27 protein-coding genes and 3 pseudogenes are annotated in these 26,094 nt (G+C 59.0%); 8 read left to right on the top strand and 22 right to left on the bottom strand.

The genetic code is table 11. The features are described from left to right. Window positions 1–696: 696 nt before the first annotated feature. The 14 genes from ACN1C3_RS11140 to ACN1C3_RS11075 form a co-directional block, all read right to left on the bottom strand. Window positions 697–1,038, bottom strand: coding sequence for a Rieske (2Fe-2S) protein (locus ACN1C3_RS11140; protein ID WP_419115865.1), 342 nt, complete (start codon window positions 1,036–1,038; stop codon window positions 697–699). A 2-nt stretch (window positions 1,039–1,040) separates the two neighbouring features. After that, on the bottom strand, window positions 1,041–1,352 hold the full coding sequence (locus ACN1C3_RS11135) for a YciI family protein (RefSeq protein WP_419115864.1): 312 nt from the start codon (window positions 1,350–1,352) through the stop codon (window positions 1,041–1,043). A 3-nt stretch (window positions 1,353–1,355) separates the two neighbouring features. Then, window positions 1,356–2,228 (bottom strand): dioxygenase, encoded by an 873-nt coding sequence (locus ACN1C3_RS11130; protein WP_419115863.1) that lies wholly within the window; start codon window positions 2,226–2,228, stop codon window positions 1,356–1,358. Window positions 2,229–2,268: 40 nt separating this feature from the next. Next, on the bottom strand, window positions 2,269–3,336 hold the full coding sequence (locus ACN1C3_RS11125; RefSeq protein ID WP_419115862.1) for a maleylacetate reductase: 1,068 nt from the start codon (window positions 3,334–3,336) through the stop codon (window positions 2,269–2,271). An 8-nt stretch (window positions 3,337–3,344) separates the two neighbouring features. Next, on the bottom strand, window positions 3,345–4,808 hold the full coding sequence (locus ACN1C3_RS11120; protein WP_419115861.1) for an aldehyde dehydrogenase family protein: 1,464 nt from the start codon (window positions 4,806–4,808) through the stop codon (window positions 3,345–3,347). Window positions 4,809–4,912: 104 nt separating this feature from the next. Then, complete coding sequence (locus ACN1C3_RS11115) at window positions 4,913–5,932, bottom strand: hydroxyquinol 1,2-dioxygenase (protein ID WP_419115860.1); 1,020 nt, start codon at window positions 5,930–5,932, stop codon at window positions 4,913–4,915. A 57-nt stretch (window positions 5,933–5,989) separates the two neighbouring features. Next, the gene (locus tag ACN1C3_RS11110; RefSeq protein ID WP_419115859.1) at window positions 5,990–6,496 is read right to left on the bottom strand and encodes a hydroxyquinol 1,2-dioxygenase; all 507 of its coding nucleotides are present in this window, start codon (window positions 6,494–6,496) and stop codon (window positions 5,990–5,992) included. 128 nt (window positions 6,497–6,624) lie between these two features. Continuing rightward, window positions 6,625–7,554 carry a LysR substrate-binding domain-containing protein gene (locus ACN1C3_RS11105; protein ID WP_419115858.1) on the bottom strand — a complete coding sequence of 310 codons (930 nt, stop codon included), beginning with the start codon at window positions 7,552–7,554 and terminating at the stop codon, window positions 6,625–6,627. Window positions 7,555–7,641: 87 nt separating this feature from the next. Further along, on the bottom strand, window positions 7,642–8,676 hold the full coding sequence (locus tag ACN1C3_RS11100; RefSeq protein ID WP_419115857.1) for a branched-chain amino acid ABC transporter permease: 1,035 nt from the start codon (window positions 8,674–8,676) through the stop codon (window positions 7,642–7,644). Continuing rightward, window positions 8,676–9,539 (bottom strand): branched-chain amino acid ABC transporter permease, encoded by an 864-nt coding sequence (locus ACN1C3_RS11095; protein ID WP_419115856.1) that lies wholly within the window; start codon window positions 9,537–9,539, stop codon window positions 8,676–8,678. The genes ACN1C3_RS11100 and ACN1C3_RS11095 overlap by 1 nt, the downstream gene beginning before the upstream one ends. 2 nt (window positions 9,540–9,541) lie before the next feature. Beyond that, window positions 9,542–10,234, bottom strand: coding sequence for an ABC transporter ATP-binding protein (locus ACN1C3_RS11090; RefSeq protein WP_419116092.1), 693 nt, complete (start codon window positions 10,232–10,234; stop codon window positions 9,542–9,544). 21 nt (window positions 10,235–10,255) lie between these two features. Beyond that, window positions 10,256–10,981: an ABC transporter ATP-binding protein gene (locus tag ACN1C3_RS11085; RefSeq protein ID WP_419115855.1), complete on the bottom strand. Its 726-nt coding sequence runs from the start codon at window positions 10,979–10,981 to the stop codon at window positions 10,256–10,258. Between the two features lie 25 nt (window positions 10,982–11,006). Beyond that, the gene (locus ACN1C3_RS11080; RefSeq protein WP_419115854.1) at window positions 11,007–12,317 is read right to left on the bottom strand and encodes an ABC transporter substrate-binding protein; all 1,311 of its coding nucleotides are present in this window, start codon (window positions 12,315–12,317) and stop codon (window positions 11,007–11,009) included. Window positions 12,318–12,422: 105 nt separating this feature from the next. Further along, on the bottom strand, window positions 12,423–13,769 hold the full coding sequence (locus ACN1C3_RS11075) for an outer membrane beta-barrel protein (RefSeq protein ID WP_419115853.1): 1,347 nt from the start codon (window positions 13,767–13,769) through the stop codon (window positions 12,423–12,425). 495 nt (window positions 13,770–14,264) lie between these two features. Here ACN1C3_RS11075 and ACN1C3_RS11070 point away from each other — a divergent pair, with 495 nt between their 5' ends. The 3 genes and pseudogenes from ACN1C3_RS11070 to ACN1C3_RS11060 all read left to right on the top strand — a co-directional run bounded on the left by ACN1C3_RS11070 (window position 14,265) and on the right by ACN1C3_RS11060 (window position 15,479). Beyond that, window positions 14,265–14,744 (top strand): VOC family protein, encoded by a 480-nt coding sequence (locus tag ACN1C3_RS11070; protein WP_419115852.1) that lies wholly within the window; start codon window positions 14,265–14,267, stop codon window positions 14,742–14,744. Window positions 14,745–14,786: 42 nt separating this feature from the next. Continuing rightward, window positions 14,787–14,864 (top strand): annotated as a pseudogene (locus tag ACN1C3_RS11065) (GFA family protein); the annotation flags it as partial. 231 nt (window positions 14,865–15,095) lie between these two features. Then, window positions 15,096–15,479: a hypothetical protein gene (locus ACN1C3_RS11060; RefSeq protein WP_419115851.1), complete on the top strand. Its 384-nt coding sequence runs from the start codon at window positions 15,096–15,098 to the stop codon at window positions 15,477–15,479. Between the two features lie 236 nt (window positions 15,480–15,715). Here the strand turns inward: ACN1C3_RS11060 and ACN1C3_RS11055 are convergent, their stop codons facing one another. The 4 genes from ACN1C3_RS11055 to ACN1C3_RS11040 form a co-directional block, all read right to left on the bottom strand. Then, window positions 15,716–17,311, bottom strand: a complete 1,596-nt coding sequence (locus ACN1C3_RS11055; RefSeq protein ID WP_419115850.1) for a DHA2 family efflux MFS transporter permease subunit — start codon at window positions 17,309–17,311, stop codon at window positions 15,716–15,718. Continuing rightward, a complete protein-coding gene (locus tag ACN1C3_RS11050; RefSeq protein ID WP_419115849.1) occupies window positions 17,308–18,405 on the bottom strand; it encodes an HlyD family secretion protein in 1,098 nt (365 codons plus the stop codon). The genes ACN1C3_RS11055 and ACN1C3_RS11050 overlap by 4 nt, the downstream gene beginning before the upstream one ends. 97 nt (window positions 18,406–18,502) lie before the next feature. After that, complete coding sequence (locus tag ACN1C3_RS11045) at window positions 18,503–18,916, bottom strand: cupin domain-containing protein (RefSeq protein ID WP_419115848.1); 414 nt, start codon at window positions 18,914–18,916, stop codon at window positions 18,503–18,505. Window positions 18,917–18,998: 82 nt separating this feature from the next. Further along, window positions 18,999–19,760 carry an SDR family oxidoreductase gene (locus ACN1C3_RS11040; RefSeq protein WP_419115847.1) on the bottom strand — a complete coding sequence of 254 codons (762 nt, stop codon included), beginning with the start codon at window positions 19,758–19,760 and terminating at the stop codon, window positions 18,999–19,001. A gap of 259 nt (window positions 19,761–20,019) precedes the next feature. Here ACN1C3_RS11040 and ACN1C3_RS11035 point away from each other — a divergent pair, with 259 nt between their 5' ends. From ACN1C3_RS11035 to ACN1C3_RS11020, 4 genes and pseudogenes are all read left to right on the top strand, one after another. Further along, a complete protein-coding gene (locus tag ACN1C3_RS11035) occupies window positions 20,020–21,615 on the top strand; it encodes a winged helix-turn-helix domain-containing tetratricopeptide repeat protein (RefSeq protein ID WP_419115846.1) in 1,596 nt (531 codons plus the stop codon). Window positions 21,616–21,665: 50 nt separating this feature from the next. Continuing rightward, window positions 21,666–22,139 (top strand): annotated as a pseudogene (locus tag ACN1C3_RS11030) (GrpB family protein); the annotation flags it as partial. A 57-nt stretch (window positions 22,140–22,196) separates the two neighbouring features. Beyond that, complete coding sequence (locus tag ACN1C3_RS11025; protein WP_419116091.1) at window positions 22,197–22,700, top strand: GNAT family N-acetyltransferase; 504 nt, start codon at window positions 22,197–22,199, stop codon at window positions 22,698–22,700. A 104-nt stretch (window positions 22,701–22,804) separates the two neighbouring features. Next, complete coding sequence (locus tag ACN1C3_RS11020) at window positions 22,805–22,966, top strand: DUF2986 domain-containing protein (RefSeq protein WP_419115845.1); 162 nt, start codon at window positions 22,805–22,807, stop codon at window positions 22,964–22,966. Between the two features lie 3 nt (window positions 22,967–22,969). Here the strand turns inward: ACN1C3_RS11020 and ACN1C3_RS11015 are convergent. The 3 genes and pseudogenes from ACN1C3_RS11015 to ACN1C3_RS11005 form a co-directional block, all read right to left on the bottom strand. Next, window positions 22,970–23,158 (bottom strand): annotated as a pseudogene (locus ACN1C3_RS11015) (outer membrane protein transport protein); the annotation flags it as partial. A 12-nt stretch (window positions 23,159–23,170) separates the two neighbouring features. Continuing rightward, window positions 23,171–24,094 (bottom strand): NADP-dependent oxidoreductase, encoded by a 924-nt coding sequence (locus ACN1C3_RS11010; RefSeq protein WP_419115844.1) that lies wholly within the window; start codon window positions 24,092–24,094, stop codon window positions 23,171–23,173. A 75-nt stretch (window positions 24,095–24,169) separates the two neighbouring features. After that, on the bottom strand, window positions 24,170–24,610 hold the full coding sequence (locus ACN1C3_RS11005; protein ID WP_419115843.1) for a DoxX family protein: 441 nt from the start codon (window positions 24,608–24,610) through the stop codon (window positions 24,170–24,172). 245 nt (window positions 24,611–24,855) lie between these two features. On the opposite strand from ACN1C3_RS11005, the gene ACN1C3_RS11000 reads away from it, so the two are divergent. Further along, on the top strand, window positions 24,856–25,773 hold the full coding sequence (locus tag ACN1C3_RS11000; protein WP_419115842.1) for a LysR family transcriptional regulator: 918 nt from the start codon (window positions 24,856–24,858) through the stop codon (window positions 25,771–25,773). Window positions 25,774–25,946: 173 nt separating this feature from the next. Here ACN1C3_RS11000 and ACN1C3_RS10995 read toward each other — a convergent pair. Further along, on the bottom strand, window positions 25,947–26,094 hold a 148-nt coding region (locus ACN1C3_RS10995; RefSeq protein WP_419116090.1), incomplete at its 5' end, for a GMC oxidoreductase.

Raw genomic sequence — 26,094 nt, 5'->3', positions numbered from 1 at the left:
TTTCAATCAGCGCCAACAGTTTTTACACAGTCTCGGCAAAAAGCAGCCAGTGGATGGAGCGATGGAAAATGAGAGCTATGCTTCCTTCTACTGTCGGGCTTATTGAGTAGTTTGGGCTTTCCGTCCATGGCGTATACCCCCCCTTCAGCGGTCACCAAGCTGTTACACATCCTGCCTGATCAGAGGGCAGGCGAGAGAACAGGGAATGCAACCCCGCGAAGGCGCTATCACTCCACTGCGGTCTATTTAGAGTTAGCCCTTCACAACAGCCTCGGAGGGGAGCCAATGAAACGCTTCGTAATGCTCATCGCGATCTCTTTGCTTACCACTGCTTGTCAGAGCACAAATGATAACGGCATCAGCCGACTTGACAATTGCGTCTGCTACAAATCGTCCGAGGGACAACAACTGCAAGCATCGCAAATAGCATGGAAAGAGCCCGAAAAGTTGCAGAAACAATTCTCACATTGCATTTGCCGAGCCTTAATTGACCTGAAGAAGGCCAATGATCCCAGCAAATATTTCGTGCCCGGAACCGAAATAAAATAAGTGTTGCGGGCTAACAGACGGTACAAGTCGCGTGCTTCACTCCCTTGGAACTGGCGGCTGGGTCCAGGCTGTGCGGGTTTTTTCGTATCTGCAGTTGCAAGACTGATGCACTTAATATCCCGGTTGAGGAACCAGCAGATATCGCCGCTAACAGTTGACGTCCATGACCAATCGATTTTCGACCCATCGCACCGGCACTGGCTCCAACTGCGCGCCTTTGCAGGGTCCGTCGATGCAATGCCCGTCTTCAAAACGAAACATTGCGCTATGGTGAGCGCACATCAGGATCTTGCCGCGATACGTGCAGAACGCCCGCGGACGATAGTCCAGCGGCACCGAGAAATGTGGGCATCGGTTGATGTAGACCCACACCTGCTCGCCTTGACGCACCGCAATCAGCCCGGCGGGATGTAGCTGCTGGTGTTCGGGCAGACCCAGGGCGCCGCCATCAATGATGTCATCCCGTTGGCACAAGGTGATGGTGGTCATGATCAGCCACGCAATTCCGGGTTGCCAAGGCTCCAGTGCCAAGGGCGGATCTGTATATTGGCAAACAGTCCGGCCTGAACATACGGATCGTCCTGGATGAACGCTTCCACCTCCGGCAAGCTGCCCGCCTCGATCACCAGCAACGTGCCATTCATGGCTGCGCCGGCTTCATCGAGAGTCGGGCCGCCGAACCTGACGATCACCCGATGTGTCTCGGTCGCTCGCAAGTGCGCTTGATGACTGGGTCGCAAGCGCTGACGCAATGCCAGAGAGCCCGGGTGGTCTGTAGCAAATACCGCAAAAAACTGGCCCATGGTTCACTCTGTTTCCATGACGAATTCGTAACACGCACGTTTGAACGGCAATTCAATACCCAGGTCGGCGGACAAGTCATCGTGCGTGACCCGGTCTTCATAGATCACCTGCAATGACTGTTTGACGCCAAACACGGCATCGGACTCCAGGTATGGATCATCGTGATTGAACAGGTGGGTGACCAGTTTGCGATAACCCGGGACATCGATCATGAAATGCAGGTGCGCTGGCCGCCACGGGTGACGGTTGGCGGCATTGAGCATGCGCCCGACCGGACCATCGGTGGGGATCGGATAGCACACCGGGACAATCGTGCGAATCGCAAAATAACCGTCGGCATCGGTGCGATAGCGACCGCGCAGATTGCCGAACGGCTGGTCGCTGTCCTGACCTGAATACATGCCGTTTTCGGCGGTCTGCCAGACGTCCAGCACCGCGCCGGCCAGCGGGTCGCCGTGGGTATCGACCACACGTCCGCGTACCAGCGCCGTTTCGCCAGGGGTGAAGGCCATGTTTTCGCCGAATTCACGCTCCGGCATGCCTTCGATGTAGAACGGCCCGAACACGGTGGTCTCGGTGGCGCTTGCACTGTGCCGATGGTTGATCGCATCGACCAGCATCGAGACGCCTAGGGTGTCCGACAGCAGGATGAATTCCTGGCGCACCAGACCATCGCACTTGTGGCCGGTCTCAGTGAGGAAGCGGATGCCTTCAAACCATTCCTGCTCAGTCAGTTCGACGTCGCTGACGAACGCGTGCAGGTGGCGAACCAGGCTCTGCATGATCTGTTTGTAACGCGCATTGGGAGCGCCGTTGAAACTGTTCACCGCCTGTTCGGAGATCAGGGCTTCTATGACTTTGTCTTGATTGGTCATTGTTGTTATTCCGACGTGGAAGGTCGTTGCTGTCAACGTATCAGGCTGGCGCCAGGCCTTTCATGGCGCGGGTCAACAGCGCTTCGATCGGGCCTTGTTCAAACGGCCGTGGGTTGTAGTAAGGACTGGCGCAGGCGATTTGCGCAGCGTCGGCCGGCCCGTTTTCAGGCAGGCCGATGTCAGCCAGAGCCAGTGGAATGCCCAGCTTCTGGTTCAGTGCATACAACAAGGCGCCCACCTCGCCCGCCTCGCTGCCACCCAAGGCGCGGGCGGCACGCTGTAGCGGTCCTGCGGCCGCCTCGCAGTTGTAATGGGCGGCGTGTGGCAGAACGATTGCGTGTGCCTGAGCGTGCGGCAGATTGAACGTACCGCCCAAGGTGTGGCAAAGCTTGTGGTGCAAGGCCATACAGACCGAACCCAGGCAAATGCCAGCCAGCCAGGCGCCGTACAACGCCTGGCTGCGAGCATCCGGATCATTGGGGTCATTGACCACGCCCGGCAAGGCCAAGGCCAGTGAGCGAATCGACTCTTCGGCCATGAAACCGATGATCGGATTGGCGTCCTGGGCATACAGCGCTTCAACCGCGTGCGCCATGGCATTCATCCCCGAGCAGGCAGAAATTTGCGCGGGCAGGGTCAGCGTCAATTGCGGATCGTAGATCACGGTCTTGGGCAAAACCCTGGAATCGCGTCCGGTTTTCTTCAGCCGGTTTTCGGTCAGCCCGTAGATCGGGGTCATTTCCGAACCGGCGTAAGTCGTCGGAATCGCCACGATCGGCAGCCCCGAATCCATGGCAATCGCTTTGCCCAGGCCGATGGTCGAACCACCGCCAATGGCCACACAGCAATCGGCATCGAGACGGGCCGCTTCGACGCGAGCCGCTTGCGCCACTTCCAGCGGCACATGCATCACCGCTTTGGGATAGACGCCCGCAGCGCGGTCACCGAGCAAGGTTGCGACTTGCTCGCCCAGTGCCTGTTGTTCAGGCGTGGTGAGAATCAGCGCGCGCCTGGCGCCCAGACGCTCGATCTCTTCAGCCAGCGCCGAGAGCTTGCCCCAGCCAAACACCACACGTGTCGGCAGGCTTTGGTACACAAAAGGATTCATGACAGGCCTCAGCGTTTGAAGTGCGGAGCGATTTTGGCGTCGACGTTGACCCAGACCGAGCGTGCTTCGGTGTAATCGTGGATCGCTTCAAAACCCATTTCACGGCCGTAGCCCGATTGACCGACGCCACCAAACGGACTGCCAGGACTGACGCGCTTGTAGCAGTTGACCCAACACATGCCGGCATGAATGGCGTCGGCCATTTTATGCGCGCGGCTCAGGTTCTGCGTCCAAAGGCCGCTGCCCAGCCCGTACTCGGTGCTATTGGCGATGGCCAGGGCTTCTTCGTCGGTGCTGAACCGCACCACCGTAACGAATGGGCCGAATACCTCTTCCTGGCACACACGATCCTCGGGCGAAGCCTCGACAATGGTCGGTTCGACATAAAAACCATTGGCCAATCTCAGGTCGTCTGGCGCTTTACCGCCGGCGAGGATTTTGCCGCCCTGTTCTATCGCGATATCGATATAGGCCAGCACGCGATCGCGGTGCAGCGCCGACGTCAGCGGACCCATTTCAGTCTCGGGATCCATCGGGTCGCCCAGTTGAATGGATTTGGCCAACGCGATAAAACGCTCAAGGAAGCGGTCAGCGATGTCTTTATGCAGAATCAAACGCGAACCGGCGATGCAGGCCTGGCCCTGGTTGTGAAAGATGGCCCAGGCAGCGCCATTGACGGCTGCTTCCAGGTTGGCATCTTCGAACACGATGTTGGCGCCCTTCCCGCCCAGCTCCAGTTGGATGCGCTTGAGGTTGCCTTTCGAAGCTTCAACAATCTGGCGACCCGTGGCAGTCGAACCGGTGAAGGCAATCTTGCCCACGTCGAGGTGTTCCGCCAGCGCCCGGCCGGCAGTATGACCGTAACCCGGCACGACGTTGACCACACCCGCAGGGAAGCCGACTTCAGTCATCAGTTCGACAATGCGCAAGGTCGACAGCGGTGTGATTTCCGATGGCTTGATGACGATGGTGTTACCCGCGGCCAGTGCCGGGCCCATTTTCCAGCTGGTGAACATCAGCGGAAAGTTCCAGGGCACGATCTGCCCGACCACACCGATCGGCTTGCGCTGTACGTAATTGAGAAACCCGGCTTCGACCGGAATCACCGAACCTTCGATCTTGTCGGCCATGCCGCCGAAGTAACGGAAACAGGCCGCCGTGCGCGGAACGTCGAGGCCGCGCGAATCACGAATCGGGTGTCCGGTGTTCAGGGATTCGAGCTGTGCCAGTTCTTCGCCACATTCTTCGATCTTGTCCGCCAGTTTGAGCAACAAGCGCCCGCGTTCGGCGGCGCCCAGGGCAGACCAGGCCGGGAAAGCACGTTTGGCGGCGGCGACAGCAAGCTCGATGTCAGCGGCTTCGGCGGCGGCGACTCGGGTGATCAACGAGCCGTCGTGGGGCGATATGACGTCGATGGTGCCACCGGCTACCGCGTTAACGAATTGGCCATCGATATAAAGCTGATTTTGCATAATATTTTCCTCGCACCGCGCCTGTGGCGCAGTGTCTGACGACTTGATTCTTGGGAGCATGCTCTGCTGAATAGCCCGGCGTGATGCCGGGCAAGACAAAGGTCTTAGAACTCGATCGGATACGGCTTGAGTTCACCGCTTTCGTAGCGTTGCGGCAGGTTCGGCGTGGCGTTTTCCCACACCAGCAGCATCGAGCGTTTGGTCGAATAACCTTGGTGACGAATGTCCGCCGGCATGGCGCAGATGTCGCCGGCACGCATGGTGATGCGGGCGCGCGGGTTGCCATCATCCTTGTCGCCGACGTCCCAGAGGATTTCATCGGACAACTGCAGGAACCACTCGACCCGGTCATTGCCATGGAACACCGGCAGGATGAATTCTTCAGTGGTCGGGCAGAACAGGCTGGCCTTACACACCGAGGTCACCGACGGGTTCCAGGTCACGTCGGAACGCGACAGGTACTTGAACAGGCTGAAGGCATGCAGCTCACCTTCAAAACCTTCTGCGGCATGAACTTCGGGCTCATCTTGAGAAACGTCGATGAACTGGCGATTGATCGGCAAATCGTTACGCAGCGGCGAGTCATCTTTCAGGCCTGGCATGCGCTTGGTGGCGATGCGGAAGCGTTCGATGGCTTCGATATTGTTGCCGTTCTTGCGACCGAACGCCGAACCGGTTTCTTCCGGCGCCGCGAACGGGTCAAACGTGGCGTTGGTCCAGTCCCGCAGGATGGCTTTGAAGGTCGCCATGATCAGCGGCGTTTCAAAATTTTCGGTGTAGTTGACGCCTGCAGCCTTGAGCGTGCCGTTGAAGGTACCGGCGTACAGGTCGACTTTGCCGTAGTAATTGCGGGTGCCGATGACGTGGTCGAAGTTGACCCAACCGTAGAAAAAGCCCCAGGCCACGTCGCGCATCATGGCGCGCAGAAAGGCATCGACCGGAATCAGGTGCGAACGGGTCTGACCTTTGGCGGGCCAGGTGATGCGGGCAAAATACTCGTCGCGCGACAGTTCGAAGGCGCCGAGTTTGAAGGAGCAATAGCCGGTGACGGCATGGGGGGCGCTAGCCTGGACTTCGTCGTCGGCAAAGGATGTGTTATCGGCAGCGTTTTCAAGCATGGCCATGACGGGATTCCTCTTGTTGGATGGGACGGCGGTGCTGAACAGGTCAGATCCGGCTGATCACTTGAAGCAGATGTCTGCCCACTTCTCGACCGACAACGGCCCCTTGATGGTCTGCTGCAGCATCACGCCGGGACGACTGGCTTCGAAGCGATACGCAGTACCGGTTGGTAGCAGGCACTGGTGACCGCGCTTGAGCAGCACGTAGCCCATCGGTTTGCCCCCCGGCACTTCACCAGCCACTTCACCGGCCAACCGAGTGCCCTCGCCGTCTTTCAAAGGCGCATCGAGCTTGAGGAAATCCACACGTACTTCACCGTCCATGACGATGACAAACTCGTCGTGCGCTGCCGTGTACCAAGGCGATTGACCTTCGGCGCGCAGGGTTTCAATGACGTAACCGAGATTGAGACCAACGACGACTTTTTCATAAGGGAGGGATTTTTCCGCCACTTCGAAAATGTTCGAAAAAGCGTAATGACTCGCCTGGCCGCTGATGATTTCAACCGACCCTTTGCTGTAGTTATCCAACGAGCCGAAGACCGTTTCGATTGCAGCACTACTCATGGTTTTCACCGCTTTGTTGTTGTAGTAACAGTGAGTCAACAGTACGTCGCACCTCCTTCGGGAACAATTAGAGAGCGGGCGACAACAGTGTTCGCGAAACGCAAACACTGGCGTGAGTAACTTGCCACTCAGCGTACCCAGCCACGCTCCAGCAAGGGCTTGTCCCAGCACGGTTCGTCACCGAAGTTCTCCACCAGGAAGTCGATCAGTGTGCGGACTTTCAATGCCCGGCGCTGGGTAGCGGGATACACCGCGGAAAAATTGAAGGACGACAACGCGTACTCGGGCAGTACGGGAATCAGCCGACCGCTGAGCAGGTCATCGCTGGCCACCAACGTCGGCAAACAAACAATGCAGATCCCGGTCGCCGCGTAGTCGCGCAACAAATGAACCGAGTTCGATCGCACCTGGCCCGGCAGGCTCAGCTCCACCTGCTCGTCATCGCGCGTGAAGATCCAGCGGTTGCGCGACGGATAGCCCTCGTACAAGGCAATCTTGTGTTGCAGCAGCTCCTGGGGGTGCTTGGGCACGCCGAACTCGGCGGCATAATCGGGTGACATGCAGAACAACCGGCGAACGCTGAACAACTTGCGCTCGATCAGGGTTTCCGCCATCGGCGGGAACATCTGGAACGCTACATCGAAGCCCTCTTCGATCGGGTCCACGACCCGGTCATTGACGATGACGTCGACCTCAATGTCCGGGTACAGCCGCGTGAATTCGGCGAGCATTCTGCCGAAGTGACCGATGGCAAAGCCGGGCAACATCTGCACCCGTAATTTGCCAGTGGGTTTGGCGCGCAACTCGCGCATGTGTTCGGTCAGCGAGTTGAAACTCGCGACCATGTCCGCGCATTCCTTGTAGTACGTCTCGCCTACCTCGGAGAGCCGCACGTGACGGGTACTGCGATGGAACAGCGGCGCATTGATAAACTGTTCCAGCTGTTGAATACGGTGGGTGATCACTGAGCGGGTCACGCCCAGTTGCTGAGCCGCCTTGGCGAAGTTACCGGTTTCGGCAACACGCACAAAGGCTTCGACACTGAGTAAACGATCCATGGGGCGGACTCTCTGGATGTTTTTGTTCTTATAGGAACAGCGAGGTTAGCCTCTCGGCACCCCGCACTCCACATCCCTGACAACGCGCTACTTGTGGCTCTGAATAGACAACCGCCGCTGCATGGGGAAAACCTGCCAGCCCAGGCGTTCACTGATCAGCCCCCACACCCCTTGCGGGGCCTTGAGCATCATCACCACCGCAACCACGCCAAGGATGATCATGTACACGGCGCCGTACTGCGCCAGACAGCCACGCAGCACAAAGTAAATCAGCGTGCCGATCAATGGCCCCTCCAGGGTGCCAATGCCGCCGATGATGACAATAAAGATCACCACCGCCGTCCAGTCCTGCAGGTTGAACGCCGCATCCGGGGAAATACGCAGTTTTTGCAAAAAGATCAGCGCCCCGACCACGCCCGTGCAACCGGCAGCCAGCACGTACACCATCAACTTGGTGCGGAAGGTATTGACCCCCAGGCTGCCAGACGCCGGCTCGGAATCGCGAATCGACGCCAGGGCCAGGCCCTGTCGCGAACGCAGCACAAAAAACACCACGGCCACGGCGCCAATGGCGATGGCCAGTGCGGTGAAGTAGATCAGCATCTCGCGCTCGTCCCGGTCATTGCCGATCTGCCGCACAATCGCCGCCGGCAGACTTTGCCCGGAACCACCGCCAAGGCTACTCATTTGTGCCAGCCCCAGGCGAAAGACTTCTGCCACAACCCACGTGCCGATGGCGAAATAAGCACCGCGCAGCCGAAACACGATCAAGGCCGTGGGAATCGCCAGCAACGCAACCAGAACCCCCGAGAGCAGGACCGCGAACAACGGCGGAATACCAAACCGGGTAGCCAGCATAAACAACAGGTACCCACCCAGACCGACAAACGCCTGCTGCCCGACCGAAACCATGCCCGCGTAACCCGCCAGCAGGTTCCACATTTGCGCCAGGGCCAGGTAATAGGCGAACTCCACCACCAGTCGCTGGCTTGAACGATCGGCCCAGAATGGCGCACTGATCAATACCAACACACAGAGGCCCAGCAATGACAGCCCGATCAGGCTGCTGGTGGTCGTGCGTTGTACGCGATAGGTGAGCGCAGGATTATTCAAGGCATTCATCAATCGACACTCCGGGGGAACAGGCCACGCGGGCGCACGACCAGGATCAACAGAAACACAAGATGACCGGCGAGGATTTGCCAGCCGGGATCGATTTTTGCGCCCAGCGTCTGGGCGACGCCGAGGATCACCCCACCGGCCAAAGTGCCCCACAGGCTGCCCAACCCGCCGATGATCACCGCCTCAAAACCGTACAACAGACGCGCCGGCCCCACTGTGGGATCGAAACTGGTGCGAATCGCCAGAAACACCCCGGCAATCGACACCACCGCCATGGCCAGCGCCATGGCCAGACCGAAAATATGCGCGTTGTTGACGCCCATCAGCCGCGCGGTTTGCTGGTCATCGGAGGTGGCACGAAACGCCCGGCCCACTGCGGTTTTGTAAAACAGCAATTGCAGGCCGCCGATGATCAGCAACGCACTGCAAAACACGATCAGCGGCATGACGCCAACGCTCAGACTGCCGAAACCGACACTGGCGACTTCAAGGTCGCCCTGGGACAGCTTTTGGCTGTCGGCGCTGAAAAACTCCAGCAGCACGTTCTGCACGATGATCGACAAACCAAAGGTCACCAGCAGTGGCGGCAGAATGTCCTGGCCAAGCGTTCGGTTGAGCAACAGCCGTTGCAGCAGATAGCCAAAACAGAACATCAACGGCACCACGATCAGCAAGCTCGCCAGCGGGCTGAAGCCCAGATGATTGACCACCATCAGTGCCAGGTACGACGCCAGTACGATGAAGTCGCCATGGGCGATATTGACCAGGCGCATGATGCCGAACATCAGCGACAGCCCCACCGCAAACATCGCGTAGAGGCCACCGAGCAACATGCCTTGAAGCAGAGTATTGAGCCATTCCATATCTAGATCCCGAAATACGCGGCTTTGATTTGCGCTTTGTCCGCGTCCCCAGCGCGGCCAGTCAGGGACACCCGCCCTTCCTGGAAGCAATAGAAACGGTCGCAGACACTCAACGCCTGATTGATGTCCTGCTCGACGAGAATCACCGTGGTGCCGTCAGCCTTGATCGAGGGCAGCGCGGCGTAGATGTCCTTGATCGTCGTCGGCGCCAGTCCCAGGCTGATCTCGTCACACAACAGCAACTGCGGGTTGGCCATCAAACCTCGGCCAATCGCGACCATTTGCTGCTGACCGCCGGACAGCGCTGTGCCGGGACGCTTGCGCAGTTTTTCCAGCACAGGAAACAGCTGATAGATCCGCGCAAGCGTCCACGGGCCAGGGCGTTTGCTGTAGGCCCCGATCAACAGGTTTTCTTCGACACTGAGCGAGGGAAACAGCTTTCTGCCTTCCGGCACCAAAGCAATGCCACGCTCGAGCACCTGATTCGCCGCCAGGTCACCCATCGCCTGGCCCTTGAAGGTGATGGCGCCGGGCTGGTTTTTGATCAGTCCGGCCAGAGAGCGCAGGAACGTCGATTTGCCCGCGCCGTTAGAGCCAATGATCGCCACGGTTTCGCCCGCCTCAAGGGTCAGGCTGATATCGAACAGCGCTTGAAAGTCGCCATAGCCGGCACAGAGTTTTTCGATGGACAGCAGGTTTTCATTCGTCGACATGCTTCAGCTCCCGATGCCCATGTAGATGTCCTGGACTCGTGGATCAGCCATCACGCTGCGCGGTTCGCCTTCGGCCAATTTGGCGCCGAAGTTGATCACCGTCAGGCGGCTGACCACCGCCAGCAACGCATGCACGATGTGTTCGATCCAGATGATGGCGACGCCCGCCTTGTGAATGCCTTGAATGGTTTCCACCAGCGCCAGGCATTCCGGTTCGGTCAGGCCACCGGCGATTTCATCCAGCAACAATAGCCGCGGCTGGGTCGACAAGGCGCGGGCCATCTCCAGCCGTTTGCGGTCCAGCAGTGTCAGCGAGCCGGCCAGCACGTTGGCCTTGCGCATCAGCCCCGTCAGTTCCAGGGTCTGTGCGCACCACTGACTGGCCTCTTTGTCGCGCAACCGCGCGCCGAAAGTTGCGCCCACCAGCAGGTTCTCGAACACGGTCATTTTCACGAACGGATGCGGGATCTGATGGGAGCGGCCAATGCCTTGCTGGCAACGCTTGAACACCGGTTCGCGGGTGACGTTGTGGCCTTCGAAATGGATCGTGCCGCTGTCGGCCGCCACGCCGCCGGCGATCAGGTTGAACAGCGTGCTTTTCCCCGCGCCGTTGGGACCGATGATGCCCAAGGCTTCACCCGGTTGCAGGGTCAGGCTCATCGCGTCCGTGACCTTCACCGAGCCGTAGCTTTTGTGCACATCGTTCATTTTCAGAAGTGGTTGTTGCATGGTGCACCCGTGTCTTTTCGAGCGATCAATACGTAATGGCCTGCATGTCGCCGCCCAGTGGAATCGCTGGTGCGGTGGCATTGCTGGTCACGATCAGGTCGTATTTGTTGTCATTGCCCAGCCGCCATTGGCCGCTGACAAGCGGTGTCTTCGCGACGTTCTTCACCGGTCCGTTGTTCCAGTTGATCGGACCGACCACGGTGTTGAGGTTGGTCTTGAGCAATGCGTCGCGGACTGCATGCGGGTTGCCGACTTCTTCAGTGCGCTTGAGGATGTCCACCGCCAGTTCGAACAGGGCATGAACGAACCCCAGCGGTTGAGTCCATTGCTTGCCGGTCGCCTGGGTAAAACCCTGGGCCAACTGCCCGGCACTGGCGCCGGTCAAAGACGAGCTGAACGGGTGCGTCGGGCTCCACCAGATTTCAGTCGACAGGTTGTTGCCGGCCTTGCCCAATGCCTCGACCGCCGTGGGAAACAGCAGCGCCTTGCCAACCGACACCGCTTTGGGCTTGAAGCCCTGCTGGCGGGCCTGGGTCCAGAAGGTGCTCAGGTCCGGTGGAATGACCACACCGGTGACGATCTCGACGTCGGCCTTTTTGAACGCCGCGATCTGTGCCGAGAAATCGTCGGTCAAGCTTTGAAAGCGACCGGGGTCGACCAGTTGGAAACCCTTTTGCGCCAACACCGGTGGGAAGCCGAGTTTCGGATCGCCCCAGGCATTGCCGTCGCCATCGTTGGGGAACAGACCGCCGACCACCTTGTTGGACGGCATGGCGCCCCACATGGCGCTGTAAGTACCGATCACATCCTCCAGGCCCCAGAAGAAGTGATAGGTCCATTCGAAACCCTGGTCAGGCTTGCCACCACGGGTAAAGAACCACGGCTGCCACGGCGCAACCGTGGAAATACACGGAATCTCGTTGATTTCGCATTGGTCGGAAACCGGGTTGGTGGTTTCCGGTGTCGACGACACCAGCATCAGGTCGACCTGATCGGACAGAATCAGCTCGCTCGCCACTTCCGACGCGCGGTTGGGGTTGGACTGGCTGTCCTTGACGATGATTTCCAGGCGGTAGGCTTTGCCGGCCACGTTGATCGAGTTACTCAACACCTGCTTCAGCGATTCGATGATGTAGTTGTCGGCCGCCGCAAAGGGCGCCAATGGACCGGTCTGCGGGCTGACATAGCCGAGTTTGATCACCCGCTCACTGCCCAGCGCAAAGTTGAACGGCAAACTCGCCAGCGCGACACCGCCGGCGGCAACGCCTGTGCTGCGCAGGAAATCACGGCGCGAGAAGTCGTGGCCAAACAGGTTTTTATCGTTGTTGTCTGTCATGTAGTACTCCAATGCGGCTGCGTGCCGCCAAAGCCCGGACGAACAAAGTCACAGCGTGTGGGCTGAGCCATCACGCAGGGTCAGGGGCAAACGAAAGAAGTCGGTTTAGAAGAAGAAACTGACGTCGAAGGAAGCGACCACCTGCGAATCCTTTTGCCCATCGGCGTAGGCATCGCGGCCGGGGCCGGAATGGATGTCGTAGCGCAGTTCCGGACGCAGGCGCACGTTGGGAGTCGGCGTCCAGGCCAGGTTGGTGGTCACGCCGTAGAAACTGCCCCAGGTCGGATCGGGAATGCCCGTGTTCGGGTCGATGTTGGCCATCAGCACGTGCACCGGTGCGTCGGTGTAGAACCACTCGGCGCGGCTGTTCCACATCACGTTTTCGGTGATTCGGTGATACCAGTTGACGTCGGTGCCGTACCAAGTGGCGTCGGTTTTATTGGCGAACCCGGCGAAAGCACCGTGCTCCTGCTTGCCGTAGTTCAACTCCAACGCCACGCGGTTACTCGGATCGATTACCTGGGACAGGGTCAGGTAAGACGCCAGACGCTTGTAGTTGTCATCCTTGGTACCGGCCGGCAGCGGCGAGCCACAACTGCACTCGGCGAAGCTGTCGCCGGCGCCGTTGCCGTAGATGTTTTCCCAGTCGATCCAGGTCCCGAAGTCCGCCGAGCGCCAGCGCACGTTGGCAATCGCATCAGGAGAGTGGTTGGGGTCTTGCAGGTTGTTCCAGCCCTGCACCACGCCCAGTTCGAAGCCCAGCATACTTTCGCCAGGCGCCGAAGGTAGTTTGAACGAGTACAGCGCACCGGCATGTTTAGCCGGGCCGTGCATGAACGAGTACGTGTGCGAGTAGAAGTCCGTCGGTGCGGGCGATAGCAAGGCGAAGCCGATTTCGTTTTCCAGCGGCGTGTGAAAAATCCCGATCATCAGGTCCGAACCGCCGAGCACCGGGAAGTAGAAGTCGACGTAGGCCTGAGCGATGGTGAACGCAGGGTCTTCGGCCTTGTTGTTGCGGTTGACGCTCAGGTCTTCGTCCCAGCCATACGTCTTGAAGAAGCGCGCATCCTTGCCATACAGCGCCGTGACATTGAAGCCCCAGTCAGCTTCCTGCGGCATGGGGCCGGGAAACGGTCCCACACGACCGACCACATTGCTCTTGGGTTTTTTTTCCACGGCCAGGGCGAACTGGTTGAGGTTCACGCCTTCGTCGGAGGTGAAGAAACTCTGTTTGCTGACGTCATCCGTGCCGTTGTTGTTGTAGCTGACACCCACCTGGCCCCAGCCATAGACCTTGATGCCATGCTCACGCTCAAGGCTATCGCCGAAAATCCCGCGGACCAGCGAGCCCATCGGATCGTCCGCCGCCGAAGCCATCGAGGGAAATAAAACACCGGAACCCAGAACGGGAGCGAACAGGGTTGCTGCACATGCCCATGCACGAATACTCATACCTGCCTTCCTTATTTTTATTAGGAGCCAAACCCCCGAAAGGGCAAAAGTCCGAAAACAAGGTATGACAAGAAGGTGTCTGTCTTGATGGGCCCTGGCTTGGGCTCCACTCGATCCTTGGCAGATCGTAGCGTTCGGCGTAATGCAGGCTACAAGCCCGTCACTACCCCAACAATTCCATTCTCAGCGACTTCAGTGTTTGCGAATCAAGAACAATCTCGCGCGTATTTACCGACAAAGGCCGGGTATCCGCGCATCACATGGGCGCCCACTTCCAGATTTCGTCAACTTTAGTGCGATGGATAACTCGCCTACCCTTCATGATCGGCAACTATCGGCCGATTGCTGCCTGTCGCGAAGGACTGCAATTGGCCGATGTTTGAAAAATCAGCGCTTTGTACCATCCTTGGAGTTTGCCTATTGACTTGCCAACGTTCAGCCCCGCTGACTGCGCGGCTGGAATTAAGGTATCAGACCTGATTCTGGAGAAGCAAAATGGTCAGCAAAAACACGATTTGCCTCTGGTACGACGGCACTGCGCAGGATGCTGCAGAGTTCTACGCCCAGACATTCCCGGACAGCGCGGTAGTTGCCGTCCATCACGCGCCTGGCAACTATCCGGCGGGCAAGCAAGGCGATGTAATAACGGTCGAGTTCACGGTGATGGGCATCCCTTGCCTCGGCTTGAACGGGGGGGCGGGGATCAAGCACAACGAAGCTTTTTCATTCCAGGTTGCGACCGACGACCAGGCCGAAACTGACCGTTTGTGGAACGCGATTGTCACAAACGGCGGCCAGGAAAGCGTCTGTGGCTGGTGCAAGGACAAGTGGGGCCTGTCGTGGCAGATCACGCCCCGTGTCCTGACCACCGCGATAATCGATCCCGATCCAGCAGCGGCCAAGCGCGCCTTCGACGCCATGATGACAATGACCAAGATCGACATCGCGGCAATCGAAGCGGCGCTCGCAGGTTAGCCTGCCGACATTCCGGCCGCTTGACTTCAGAGGGGACGCAGCATGGACCGATTCACCGGCGGTTGCCTGTGCGGCAACGTGTGACTTGTGGCAACGGGCCTGCCCTACCGGGTCGGCCTTTGGCCTATTTCTGCCTGTAGCCACCGTCAGCTTCAGGCCGACATCGAGATAGCAAACCTCAAAGGGGCCGAACGCTGAGGCCGTTGGCTATTTAAGCAGTGGCTCCCTAGAACTTTTCCCTATTTAGCGGTCTATGTGGATAAGCACATCCGCTCGGTAAGTGCGAACCCGCAGGTTTCCCGCAGCCAGATGGCCACACGTCCAATTGTCAATCAGAGGTTGTATTCGCTCATGAAATTCCATGACCCACGGATGGTGCTCTTCGGCCTGTTCGCGTTCGCGGCAGTGGGCTCGGCATCAGCCACACAGATGAATACCTCAACCCCTGTTTTCGCAACTGAAGTTGCAGCCGTTCAGGCTCCGGTCCAGGCTGCCGGCAACCCTTGGCCGACCTTGGCCAGTATGGCCGGCAAGCAGCCAGGGCCGTTGCTTGCCCATGACGACCGATACTGGCATGACGGCCGTTGGCATGATCGTAGAGACGATTGGCGCCGAGACGACTGGCGTAGAGAGCAAGCCCGCCGAGAAGCCGAACGCCATCGTGATTGGGAGCGCCACCATGATCGGGACATGCGGCACCGCTACGAGGACGATCACCGCTACTATCGTCGCTAGTGCGAAGCCACGGGATCAATCCGCCTGCAACACGGGCGCTGCTCCGCCAACCCACACAGCCTGGGTCGATTCCGGCCTGTCATGACTGACCGAAATCGACCCAAATCGAACGGGCGCGTCCGGCAGAGACCGGCCAAAAGCACTCAGTCACCGAAAAGACGCCATCGAGCGCGTCTGCCTATATCCCAACTCGCCGAATACCTTGATCCAAAGCACGACGGCTGGTGTAGCCTGTCTCACGCGCCAGTTTGCGCGGCGCGCGCTTTCGCCTGTCGCGAGAGCCCCATCTTGATGCCGACCAGCAAGGGAGCGGCGACGACAAACAGCAGGGCCACGGCGTAGAACGCGGTATCGAAAGCAATCACCGTGGCCTGACCCGACACAGCCTTGCCCAGCAGGCTGGTAGCTGCCCTGCCAGCGGCTGCTGGGTCCATCCCCTTCCCCACCAACATCGCCGTGGTGGTCGTCAGACGTTCGATGAGCGCGTTTCCCCCAGGGTTGACGTTGGCGCCGAGGGCCGCGACATTGATGACGATGTGATGGTCGATCAGGGTCTGGAGCCCGGCGACGCCCATTAAGCCACCCAATTGACGCCCCGTATTGAACAGGCCTATGCCGCAGGCGAGGTTGCGGCTGTTGAGGTCGCTGAAGGCGATCAGCGTGATGGACAGAAACAGGAAGCCAAGGCCCAGGCCGCGCAACAGGATGGCCGCCATCATGTCGTCGGTGCCGCTTTCGTTGGTCGAACCGGACAGCATCCACATCGCACCCATGATCAGCAGGATGCCAACGGGCACCGTCGCAACCGGTGGAACGCGGCGGACTTTGATGAGAAAGGCAGCGATGAGCAGCGAGCCGACAAAAAAACCGCCACTGGGCAGCAGGAGCAAGCCGGCATCGGTCGGCGTGAACGCAAGCACCGACAGGGCGAACGCCGGAATCAGAAACGCGCTGCCGAACAAGGCGGCGCCGGCGACAAAACTGACGATAAAGGCAAAGGTAAAATCGCTCGATTTGAACACCGTGAAATCGAGCAATCCCTGACCTTTGGCCAAGACTTGCTGGCCGAGGAAGGCCAGCAGCGCGGCGGCGCCGATCATCGTCAGCATCAGGATGCGAGGTTCCTCGAACCAATCCCATCGGCTGCCCTGACTGAAAACGTAGGTGAAACAGAACAGGGTGGCCGAGATCAAGGAGAAGCCGAGCCAGTCAAAGGGACGCTGCTGGACCCTGGCGGGCATCGGGTGGTCTGCGATGAGCAAAAGGCCGGTCGCCGCCAGGGCCAGCGGCACCACGCTGAAGAAAATCCAGGTCCAGGACTGGCTGTCGATCAACCACCCTTGAAGGGCCGGGGCAATAGTCGCCGGCGCGACCACGGAGCCCATGGCAAACAGGGCTTGAAGGATCGGCTGAAGGGCACGCGGCCAGGCACGAAAAATCATCGCCTGGCCCGCCACCAGCAGGGTGCCGCCGGCGAAGCCTTGAATGATGCGAAGCGCGATCAGCAGGTCCAGCCGAGCGGTGATGGCGGCCATGCAGCACGCCAGGCCCATGCCCAGGGTTGAACCGATGATCAGGTTACGCGCAGAAAAACGCTGCATCAGCCATGGGGCCATGATGAAGCCTATCAGCTTGAGCGCGGTGTAGCCGACGTCCAGCCAGGCGAATTCATCAGGTGTTGCATAGGTGTCGCCGATGATATCGCCGCGCCCGATCGATAGAACGGTGCCGGCGATCGCTTCCGTCAGCGTGGCCAGCACGATGCCCACGATGAGCAGGGCGCCAGTCGTAGCCTTGGCACTGCTCGGCGTGGCGCTGGTAAAGGTGTTCATGAGCCTTTCCCTTGCGTCACCTCCACCCGCGCGGACAAGCCAGGCACGATGCGCCCCGGCAGTGGATTGTCGGCCAGCCGGATCTTGACCGGAACCCGCTGCACGACACGGACAAAGTTTCCGGTTGCGTTGTCGGGCGGCAGCAAGCTGAACGCCGCCCCACTCCCCGGTGCAAAGCTGTCGACCACGCCTTCAAGTACCGCGTCAGGGTAGCCATCGACCGTGATGCGCACGCGCTGACCGGGACGGATATGTTCAAGCTGGGTTTCCTTGAAGTTCGCCACGACCCACACATCATTGACCGGCACGATATCGAGCAAGGAGACGCCCGGGGTCACGAACCGGCCGATGCGCACCTGGCGATTACCGATGACGCCATCCACAGGCGCGTGCACCACGGTGTGGTCGAGATCGATCCGGGCCAGATCGCGCGCGGCCTCTGCTTGCGTCACAGCTGCCACGGCTGCCTCTCGCTCGGCCACATACACGGCGATGTGTAGCTGTTGCGCCTCGACCGTTGCCGAAGCGGCCGATACCGACGCCTCGGCTCTGGAACGTGCCGTGCCGGTTTCATCGACCAAGGCTTGGCTCACCGCGTTGCTGACGATCAGTTTGCGGCTGCGATCGTGGGTCTTGGTCGCAAGATCCATGTCGGCGGTGGCCGAACGCCTTTGGGCTTCGGCCTGCCGAATCAATGCACGCTGAAGCTGGGTCTGCGCATCGACATGGGTCAGGCGCGCCCTTGCAGCGCTGACATTAGCCTCTGCTTGCGCAAGCTTTGCGCGATAGTCCCGGTCATCGATACGGAACAGGACGTCACCCGCCCGGACGGTTTGGTTGTCCTCTACCTCTATCGCTGTGACATAGCCGGCCACCTTTGCGGCGAGTGAGGTCACGTCACCACGAACATAAGCGTTATCGGTCAAGGTTGCGCCGCTCGAAACAGCCATGGCCCCCCAGGCAGCCACGACCACCACGGCGCCGACGCACAGCAATATGCCGATTATCTTGCGTTTGCTTCGCCGCGCCACTGCGACGGGGATCCCGACGTTTGCGCCGGTGGCAATGGCGGCCTTGTCCTGGAGCGAGTTCATTTTTTCATTTCCTGTTCAATGCCAAGCCCTGCAGCCGCCCCAAGGCGGCAGTGGCCTGCCGCCCTGCTGTCGAGCATTTATGAGCGCGTTGATCGGCTCACTTTTTGATCGGTGTGACGAGCGTCTTTTCGTCGGTGTTGAGGACGAACACGGCCAACAGGCGTGCAGGTTCGGTGTCGCTGGCGTTGGCGCTGACTTCGTGCACGGAACCCGGCTCCTCTACGAAGTTTTCGCCGGCGTGGTAGATCTTTTCCGGCTGGCCTTTGACTTTGATGCGAAACGCGCCCTCCAAGACCGTTGCATAGATGAAGGCCGTTTTCGGATGGGTGTGGGACGGCGACGCGGCGCCCGGCCCATACTCGACGACCACACCCTTCATGCTCTTGCCAGGGATGTTGGGAATGGGACGGTCAAACACGACTGTCACCTTGCCGGCGGGTGGCTCAGCGGCCGACGCTGAGCTGATCGACAGTGCTGCGAAAGCAGCGGCCAAGAGAAATCGGGTAACCATGGCAATACTCCTTCGTGGGTAGGCGTTATGACGGCGCGCCCCATTACCGGGGCGGCGCCTTCCTGAGTTGTCCCTGGAAGCCTCAGCGGCCCGCTTCGGCCATCGACTGGCGGAGCCAGTCTTCGAAACGGATCGTGCCCAGGCGCGGGTTCTTGCCGGGGGTCAGCGATTGATCGTCAAGCACGTCGCCGAAGTAGCGCGCGTGTACGTCTGGTACGACCTGGCGAGTGTCCTGGGTGGCCCGCAGAAAGCGCCTGACCAGTTCGTCGAGCGGCATGGCCTCGGGCCCCGCGACTTCGACCGTGCCATTGACCGGCGCTGCCAGCACGACGTCGGTGAGTGCCGCCACCACGTCGTCGGACGCCATCGGCTGGATCAGCGCCGGCGAAACGCAAAGCTCTTCGCCGACGGTAAACGATTGGGCAATGCCGCCGACAAATTCGAAGAACTGCGTGGCACGCAAAATGGAGTAAGGAATGCCGGATGCCTTGATCAGGTTTTCCTGCGCGACCTTGGCCCGGAAATAGCCGTTCTCGGGAAGCCGTTCGCTCCCGACAATCGACAGTGCAACGTGATGCCGAACCCCGGCGGCCGCCTCGGCGGCCAGCAGGTTACGGCTCGACGTTTCGAAAAACTCGAGGACGGCCTGGTCCTCCCACGACGGGGCGTTCGCCACGTCGACGACGATGTCTGCACCATCCATCGCCTGGGCCAGGCCCTCGCGGGTGATGCTGTTTACGCCCGTGCTGGGGCTGGCTGCGAGTGCGTCTAAGCCGCGCTCGCGGAGGTTCTTCACAAGTTTCGATCCAATGAGGCCGGAGCCTCCGATGACGACGATCTTCATGGGCTTTCTCCACGTGTCGACTGCAACCATTGCGTCGGTGTAAGAGGAGATTGCCTGTGCGCGTGAGCGAAGTCCTTGTGCCTGCTGTGGGTTTCCCTCCACGAAAGCTTGGTTTTACATCCAAAGAGGCCGCTGCCCGACGTCGTCACTGCTGCGCACGGTGCGGCGGGTTTAGCGCTGCCGTATCATCAATTTCAACTACTAATCGCCAATCGCCTGGGACACGGCGTTGAGGGCGCTTCGCCAGGGGAACCTCACTTTGCCATTCGTGTTTGAAGACTACATGCTCGATGAGGAGCGCCGGGAACTCACCTTGCGCGGGCAAGTCGTGGCCATCGGGCCGCAGGTTTTCGATCTATTGCTGCTGTTCGTCAACAACCCCGATCGCGTCGTCAGCAAAGACGACCTGCTCAAGGCGGTGTGGAACGGCCGGATCGTCTCGGAATCGACGATCGCCAGCCACATCAATGCGGTGCGCAAGGCCATCGGCGATACCGGCGAGGAACAGCGCCTGGTGCGCACCGTCGCCCGCAAGGGCTACCGCTTCGTCGGCCAGATCAAGGTCGGCGGGATCGGCGCAACGCAACCGTCTGACCGGCCTGACATCGACGAACGCGCGTCCACAGACCCGAAGGAGATGCCCTCCTCGCTCGTCCTCCCGGACAAACCCTCGATTACCGTCTTACCCTTCCAAAATTTGAGCGGCGATCCGGAGCAGGAATATTTCGCTGACGGCATCGTGGAAGACATCATCGCTGCCCTGTCGCGTATCCGCTGGCTGTTCGTCATCGCGCGCAATTCGAGCTTCACCTACAAGGGCCGGACGGTGGACGCCAAGGGCGTCAGCCAGGAGCTGGGCGTTCGCTACGTGCTGGAAGGCAGCGTGCGCAAGTGCGGGAACAAGGTACGCATCACCGGGCAGCTCATCGACGCGACGAGCGGGACGCATATCTGGGCGGAGCGCTTCGAAGGCACGCTCAACGACATCTTCGAGCTGCAGGATCAAATCGCCGAAAGCGTCGTCGGTGCCATCGCGCCGCAACTCGAACGGGCAGAAATCGAACGCGCCAAACGCAAACCGACGGAAAGCCTGGACGCCTACGACTACTATCTGCGCGCAATGGCAAAACTGCACAACGGCACCCGGGAAGCCCTCGACGAGGCGCTGCCGTTGTTCTACAAGGCCATCGAGCTCGATCCGGAATTTGCATCGGCCTATGGCATGGCAGCCTGGTGCCACTTCTGGCGCAAGCTCAATGGCTGGATGACCGATCGGACGAAAGAGATCGCTGAGGGCGTACGGCTTGCGCGTTTGGCGGTGACGCTCGGCCGGGATGATGCGGTTGCGCTGACACGAGGTGGGCATGCATTAAGCCATCTCGCCGGCGATGTTGACGGCGGCATTGCATTGCTCGACAGGGCACGTCTGCTCAATCCCAATCTCGCCCCCGCCTGGTACCTGGGCGGTATCCTGCGCGCGCTGCGCGGTGAAACAGACGCTGCCATCGAGCATCTGACCCATGCCGTTCGCTTGAGTCCGCTGGATCCGGAAATGTTCAGGATGCAGGTCGGAATGGCGCTCGCGCATTTCTTCGCCGGGCGTTTCGATCTCACGACGCAATGGGCGGAAAAGGCGCTGGGCAATCTGTCCAGTTTCCTGGCCCCGGTGGCCCTGGTGGCGGCCAGTCATGCCCTCAGCGGACGAATGGATAAAGCGAGGTTGGCGATGCAGCGTCTACGCGAACTGGATCCCTCTTTGCGCCTCTCCAACCTGAGAGACTGGCTGCCCATCCAACGGCCCGAGGATTTCGCGCGCTTCGTCGATGGACTGCGGTTGGCCGGGTTGCCCGAGTGACCGTGGAATGGTTCCATGAACTCAAAGTCCGTATACAAGGAAGAAGCACTATGGCGCTCACTAGCAAGATTTCCCTCTATGACAGTCGATGGCCCGCGCTCTTCCTTAGCGCCAAAGAGCAGATCGCGAAGGCGTTTGGCACTGAGCTTGTTGCCATCCACCATGTCGGAAGCACCGCCGTTCCCGGGCTCGCAGCCAAGCCAGAGATCGACCTCCTGGTCGAAGTTTCGGAGCATCGAAACGAATCCTCCCGAGACAATGTCATGCGTGGATTAGGGTACGCACGGGGAAGCGATCTGTCGGCAGGACACCATTTTTATCGTCGCGATGTTGATGGTGTGCGAACACATAAAGCCCACGTTTGTATCACCGGCCACGGTCAAATCGAAAGAATGCTCCGCTTTCGTGATTTGCTCAGGGGCGACCCTGTGATTCGCCAGCGGTATCAAGACTTGAAACTTGAACTGGCAGCAAGCAACACCAGCGGCATAGGTGAATACCTGGCACAGAAGGCCCCCTTTATCGACGGGCTTATGGGGTCGGTCTCGACATCAGGTAGCAGAGGTGCAGCCGGATGCAACATGGAAATTCGATCGACGCAAGCAAAAGACTGGATGCTTTTGAAGCAAGTCCGTCTTGCCGCGCTTTTGGACACGCCGACAGCATTTGGCGTGAGCTACCAAATTGCGGCTGATTACAGTGACGAGCAGTGGAAAGAACGAGCTTCGTCAGCGGCCGGATCGAAATTTTGGTTGGCCATCAATGAAGATAAAACGGTAGGAATGATAGGTAGCGCAGTCAGTCAAGCGAATCGCTATAACCTAATCGGAATGTGGGTTGAACCAGCTGCACGTGGCTCTGGCGTGGCAACTCAACTTGTTGAGGCGGTGAAATCTCACGCGATAGAGCACGGACATGATTGCGTGTTTTTGGACGTTTCTCCGGACAATGCAAGAGCCTCGTACTTCTATCTAAACCAGGGTTTCTCTTTCATGGATGAATGGGAACCTTTAGCAAGTCATCCGCCTATCATGGTTCAGACAATGCTCTGGACTATCCGGGACTGCAATCAAGCGGACGCCTAGCGGCGCCGCTTATTTCCAACGTTGTGCACCAACAGCGCGCCACAGGGATCTGGTTCAATATTTAAGCTGATATCATTCAAGAACTGACAAGCCGAGTAGAACATATGAATCGTCGTAAAAAAATAAAGCAGTTATTAAAGGCTCACGCCAAAAAGGCCAGTGCCAAATTGGCACCGCCAAGTAAGTCTAAATACATTAGTAAAGCTGACCGATTGAAACTGGCTGCTGAACCCAGTCACGACTCAATCATTTCCCCTGAGGGCTGATCTGGTGATGGCGGTGTCCACTGATTCGGGCATAGTGATGTCTATCTTGTTGTCATACTTTCCGTCCAGCGGGATAACGCTCGGGGAGCCGGAAACCTCAGTATGCCCTTCGAGTTCATAGCTCACCTTCGAGTGATAGTTAATCCCCCAATTGGTTGCCTCACTCAAGTCAACCAAGAGGCCGACGTTGTACCTGGCAACAACTTACTTCGTTGTATCGAGGACCAGCCTGCCTCGTAAATGACGGCCCATGCTTTTCTCGATCGCCACTTTCGCATCACTCAAAGGGTATGCCGCAACGTCGACCGTGAGATGGCCCTTGTCGAACAGTTCGGCAATGAGCGAGAGCTGCCGGCCATCCGAACGGGTGGCAAAGTTGGCGGGGGTCACGCCATAGTCGTTTGCCAGCGACATGTTCGGCAGGCTCACAGGCGATACCAGCACACCGTTTCTTTTCAGTACCGCAAACGAACGGGTTTGTGTTTCGCCGCCCACCAGATCCAGTACCACATCGACGTCAGACACCCACTCATCGAATGCCTGAGTCGTATAGTCGATGGTGTAATCAGCACCGAGGTCTTTCAGGTAGGCATGATTCTGTGCGCAGGCCGTTGCGTAGACTTCAGCGCCCAGGTATTTGGCAATCTGCACGGCCATGCTGCCTACGCCACCGGCCGCGGCATGGATCAACACCTTCTGCCGCCGTTGCACGCCCGCATGTTCAGTGAGTGCTTGCCACGCCGTCAACGCGGTTGCAGGCACAGCACCGGCCTGTAGCACACTGAGCGAGCGAGGCTTCAAAGCCAACTTGGAAACCGGAGCAATCGCTTTGGTCGCATAACCACCGACGATGTTGATGAAGCCGAACACTTCATCGCCGATGCTGAACTCAGTGACGCCCTTCCCCACCGTGACCACCGTACCGGCCACTTCAACGCCCGGTGTAAAAGGCAGCGGCAATGGGATGAACGCCTTCATGGCTCCGGACAGGATCTTCCAGTCAATCGGGTTGACCCCTGCTGCGGCGACATCGATCAGCACTTCACCAACACCGGGCACCGGGTCTGCAATTTCTTCCAGGCGTAAAACTTCAGGGCTGCCGTATTCGTACACGCGTATGGCTTTCATCGAGACCTCGACTATTGAAAAAGAAGTGAGACAAACATTGCGTTGCGAGGGACCGGCCTTCGCAGCGCGGGGGTATCAACGGCGGCGAGCGTCGAGGCTGAAGCGACCGGCGCCGAAGGCCACGACCTGCAACAGGCCACCGGCCATCGCAATGTTCTTGAAGAAGTGGATGAACTGGTTTTGATCGGCCAGTGCGCTATGGAAAGCCAGTGCAGTAAACACGCTGAACAACGCCAGGACTGCGGCTACGGTGCGGGTGCGGTAACCAGCTATCAGCGCCAGGCCACCACCGATTTCGACAATGATCGCCACCACCAACGCCAACTGCGGAAGCGGAAGGCCAACGGAGCTGATGTAGCCGACCATCATGGCGGGAGCGGCCAGTTTCGAAAAACCGGAAAGGATGAAGATTGCGCTGAGCAGAATGCGACCGATCAACGAGGCCGAGGCTTGGGTCACGTCGGACCGGTTCTGTTCAGAAGTGGCTGAATGAGCGATGTTGGCAGAAGTAGACATGGGGATATTTCCTTCAATTGGGTGCGATTCGACATGAACCGCCCTAGTGAGGAAATCTTGCGCCTCGCCAGCTCATCTGAATAGCCGGCTAATTTAGATCATTAGATTCGATAAAATAGACAAGCCAAGCCATCAACTGTGATATTCGCCACGAAAGGCACCAGTCCTCGACGCTCCAAGGTATTCACCTCAGGGCTTTTAGTAATACCCGGGTAACATTGACCGATACGTTCGAGGAAATAGGCATGATCTCTGACCCTGGCACACCGACACTGGACCAACTGCGCGTATTCCTGACGGTCGTCGAAGTCGGCAGTTTTGCAGCGGCCGCCAGAAAACTTCACCGAGCCACCTCGGTCATCAGTTATTCAATCGCCAACCTGGAAATGCAGCTCGGTGTGTCGTTGTTTGACCGTCAGACGACACGCAAACCCCAGCTCACCGATGCCGGCCGCACCGTGCTGGCCGAAGCCAGAACCATCGCCAACGGTATTCATGGATTACGCGCCAAGGTCAAAGGCCTGCTTCAGGGGCTCGAAGCCGAAGTTCACGTCGTGCTCGATGTCATGCTTCCCCCCGAGCGTGTCGTGGACGCACTCAAATCCTTTCGGGAAGAGTTTCCTACGGTTGCTTTGCACTTGCATATGGAGGCTCTCGGCGCCGTCACTGAACTGGTGATCAACCGCGGCGCAATCGTCGGCGTCAGCGGGCCTATGAACGAAGGAATTGACGGTATCGAAAGAATTGGCATCGGCAGTGTTGAGTTGATTCCGGTGGCAGCCCCGCATCATCCGCTGGCTTCAAGCGACTCGAATGTTCCGGGCGCCGGGCGAGAGTTCACTCAACTGGTGCTGTCCGATCGCTCACTCCTGACCAAGGACAAGGATTTCGCCGTTCTCAGTAACCGCACCTGGCGGCTGGCGGACTTGGGAGCCAAGCACATGTTGCTGCGTGAAGGCATTGGTTGGGGGAACATGCCAGCCCCGATGGTCCAGGAAGATCTGGATCGCGGCCGACTCGTGCAGCTGAACATACCGGAATACAAAAGCGGAAAATATTCCTTCGACGCCATCTACCGCACGGATTTACCACCGGGACCCGCCGCGAGATGGTTGATTGACCGCTTCGTTCAACAAAGCTCGGCGCAGGACGCAACCGTTTGAGGGTATTACTTGTCGATTTTCTAGAACCTGGACATCGAAATTAATCGGTTTTTTTCTGAACAGAGATCCATGGGGCATTCTTTCGACCAAGTCGATTCCTGCCCGTCGTGACTGGCAGAAATCGGCTATGAGCGGCCGATCCAAACGCTTTTCGATAGAGCATGGCAACGAAATCAGACGTCCTGCAGGATCAGATCGGCGCCCTTCTCCGCCACCATCAGTACCGCCGCGTGGGTATTACCGCTGGTGACGTTCGGAAAAATCGACGCATCGACGATGCGCAAACCGTCGAGACCGTGGACCTTCAGCCGCTTGTCCACC

It is taken from the genome of Pseudomonas sp. H11T01 (assembly GCF_048515765.1).
Lineage (GTDB): Bacteria > Pseudomonadota > Gammaproteobacteria > Pseudomonadales > Pseudomonadaceae > Aquipseudomonas.
Note: the sequence above shows the minus strand (reverse complement) of the source record. Positions and strands in the feature narration are given on the sequence as shown.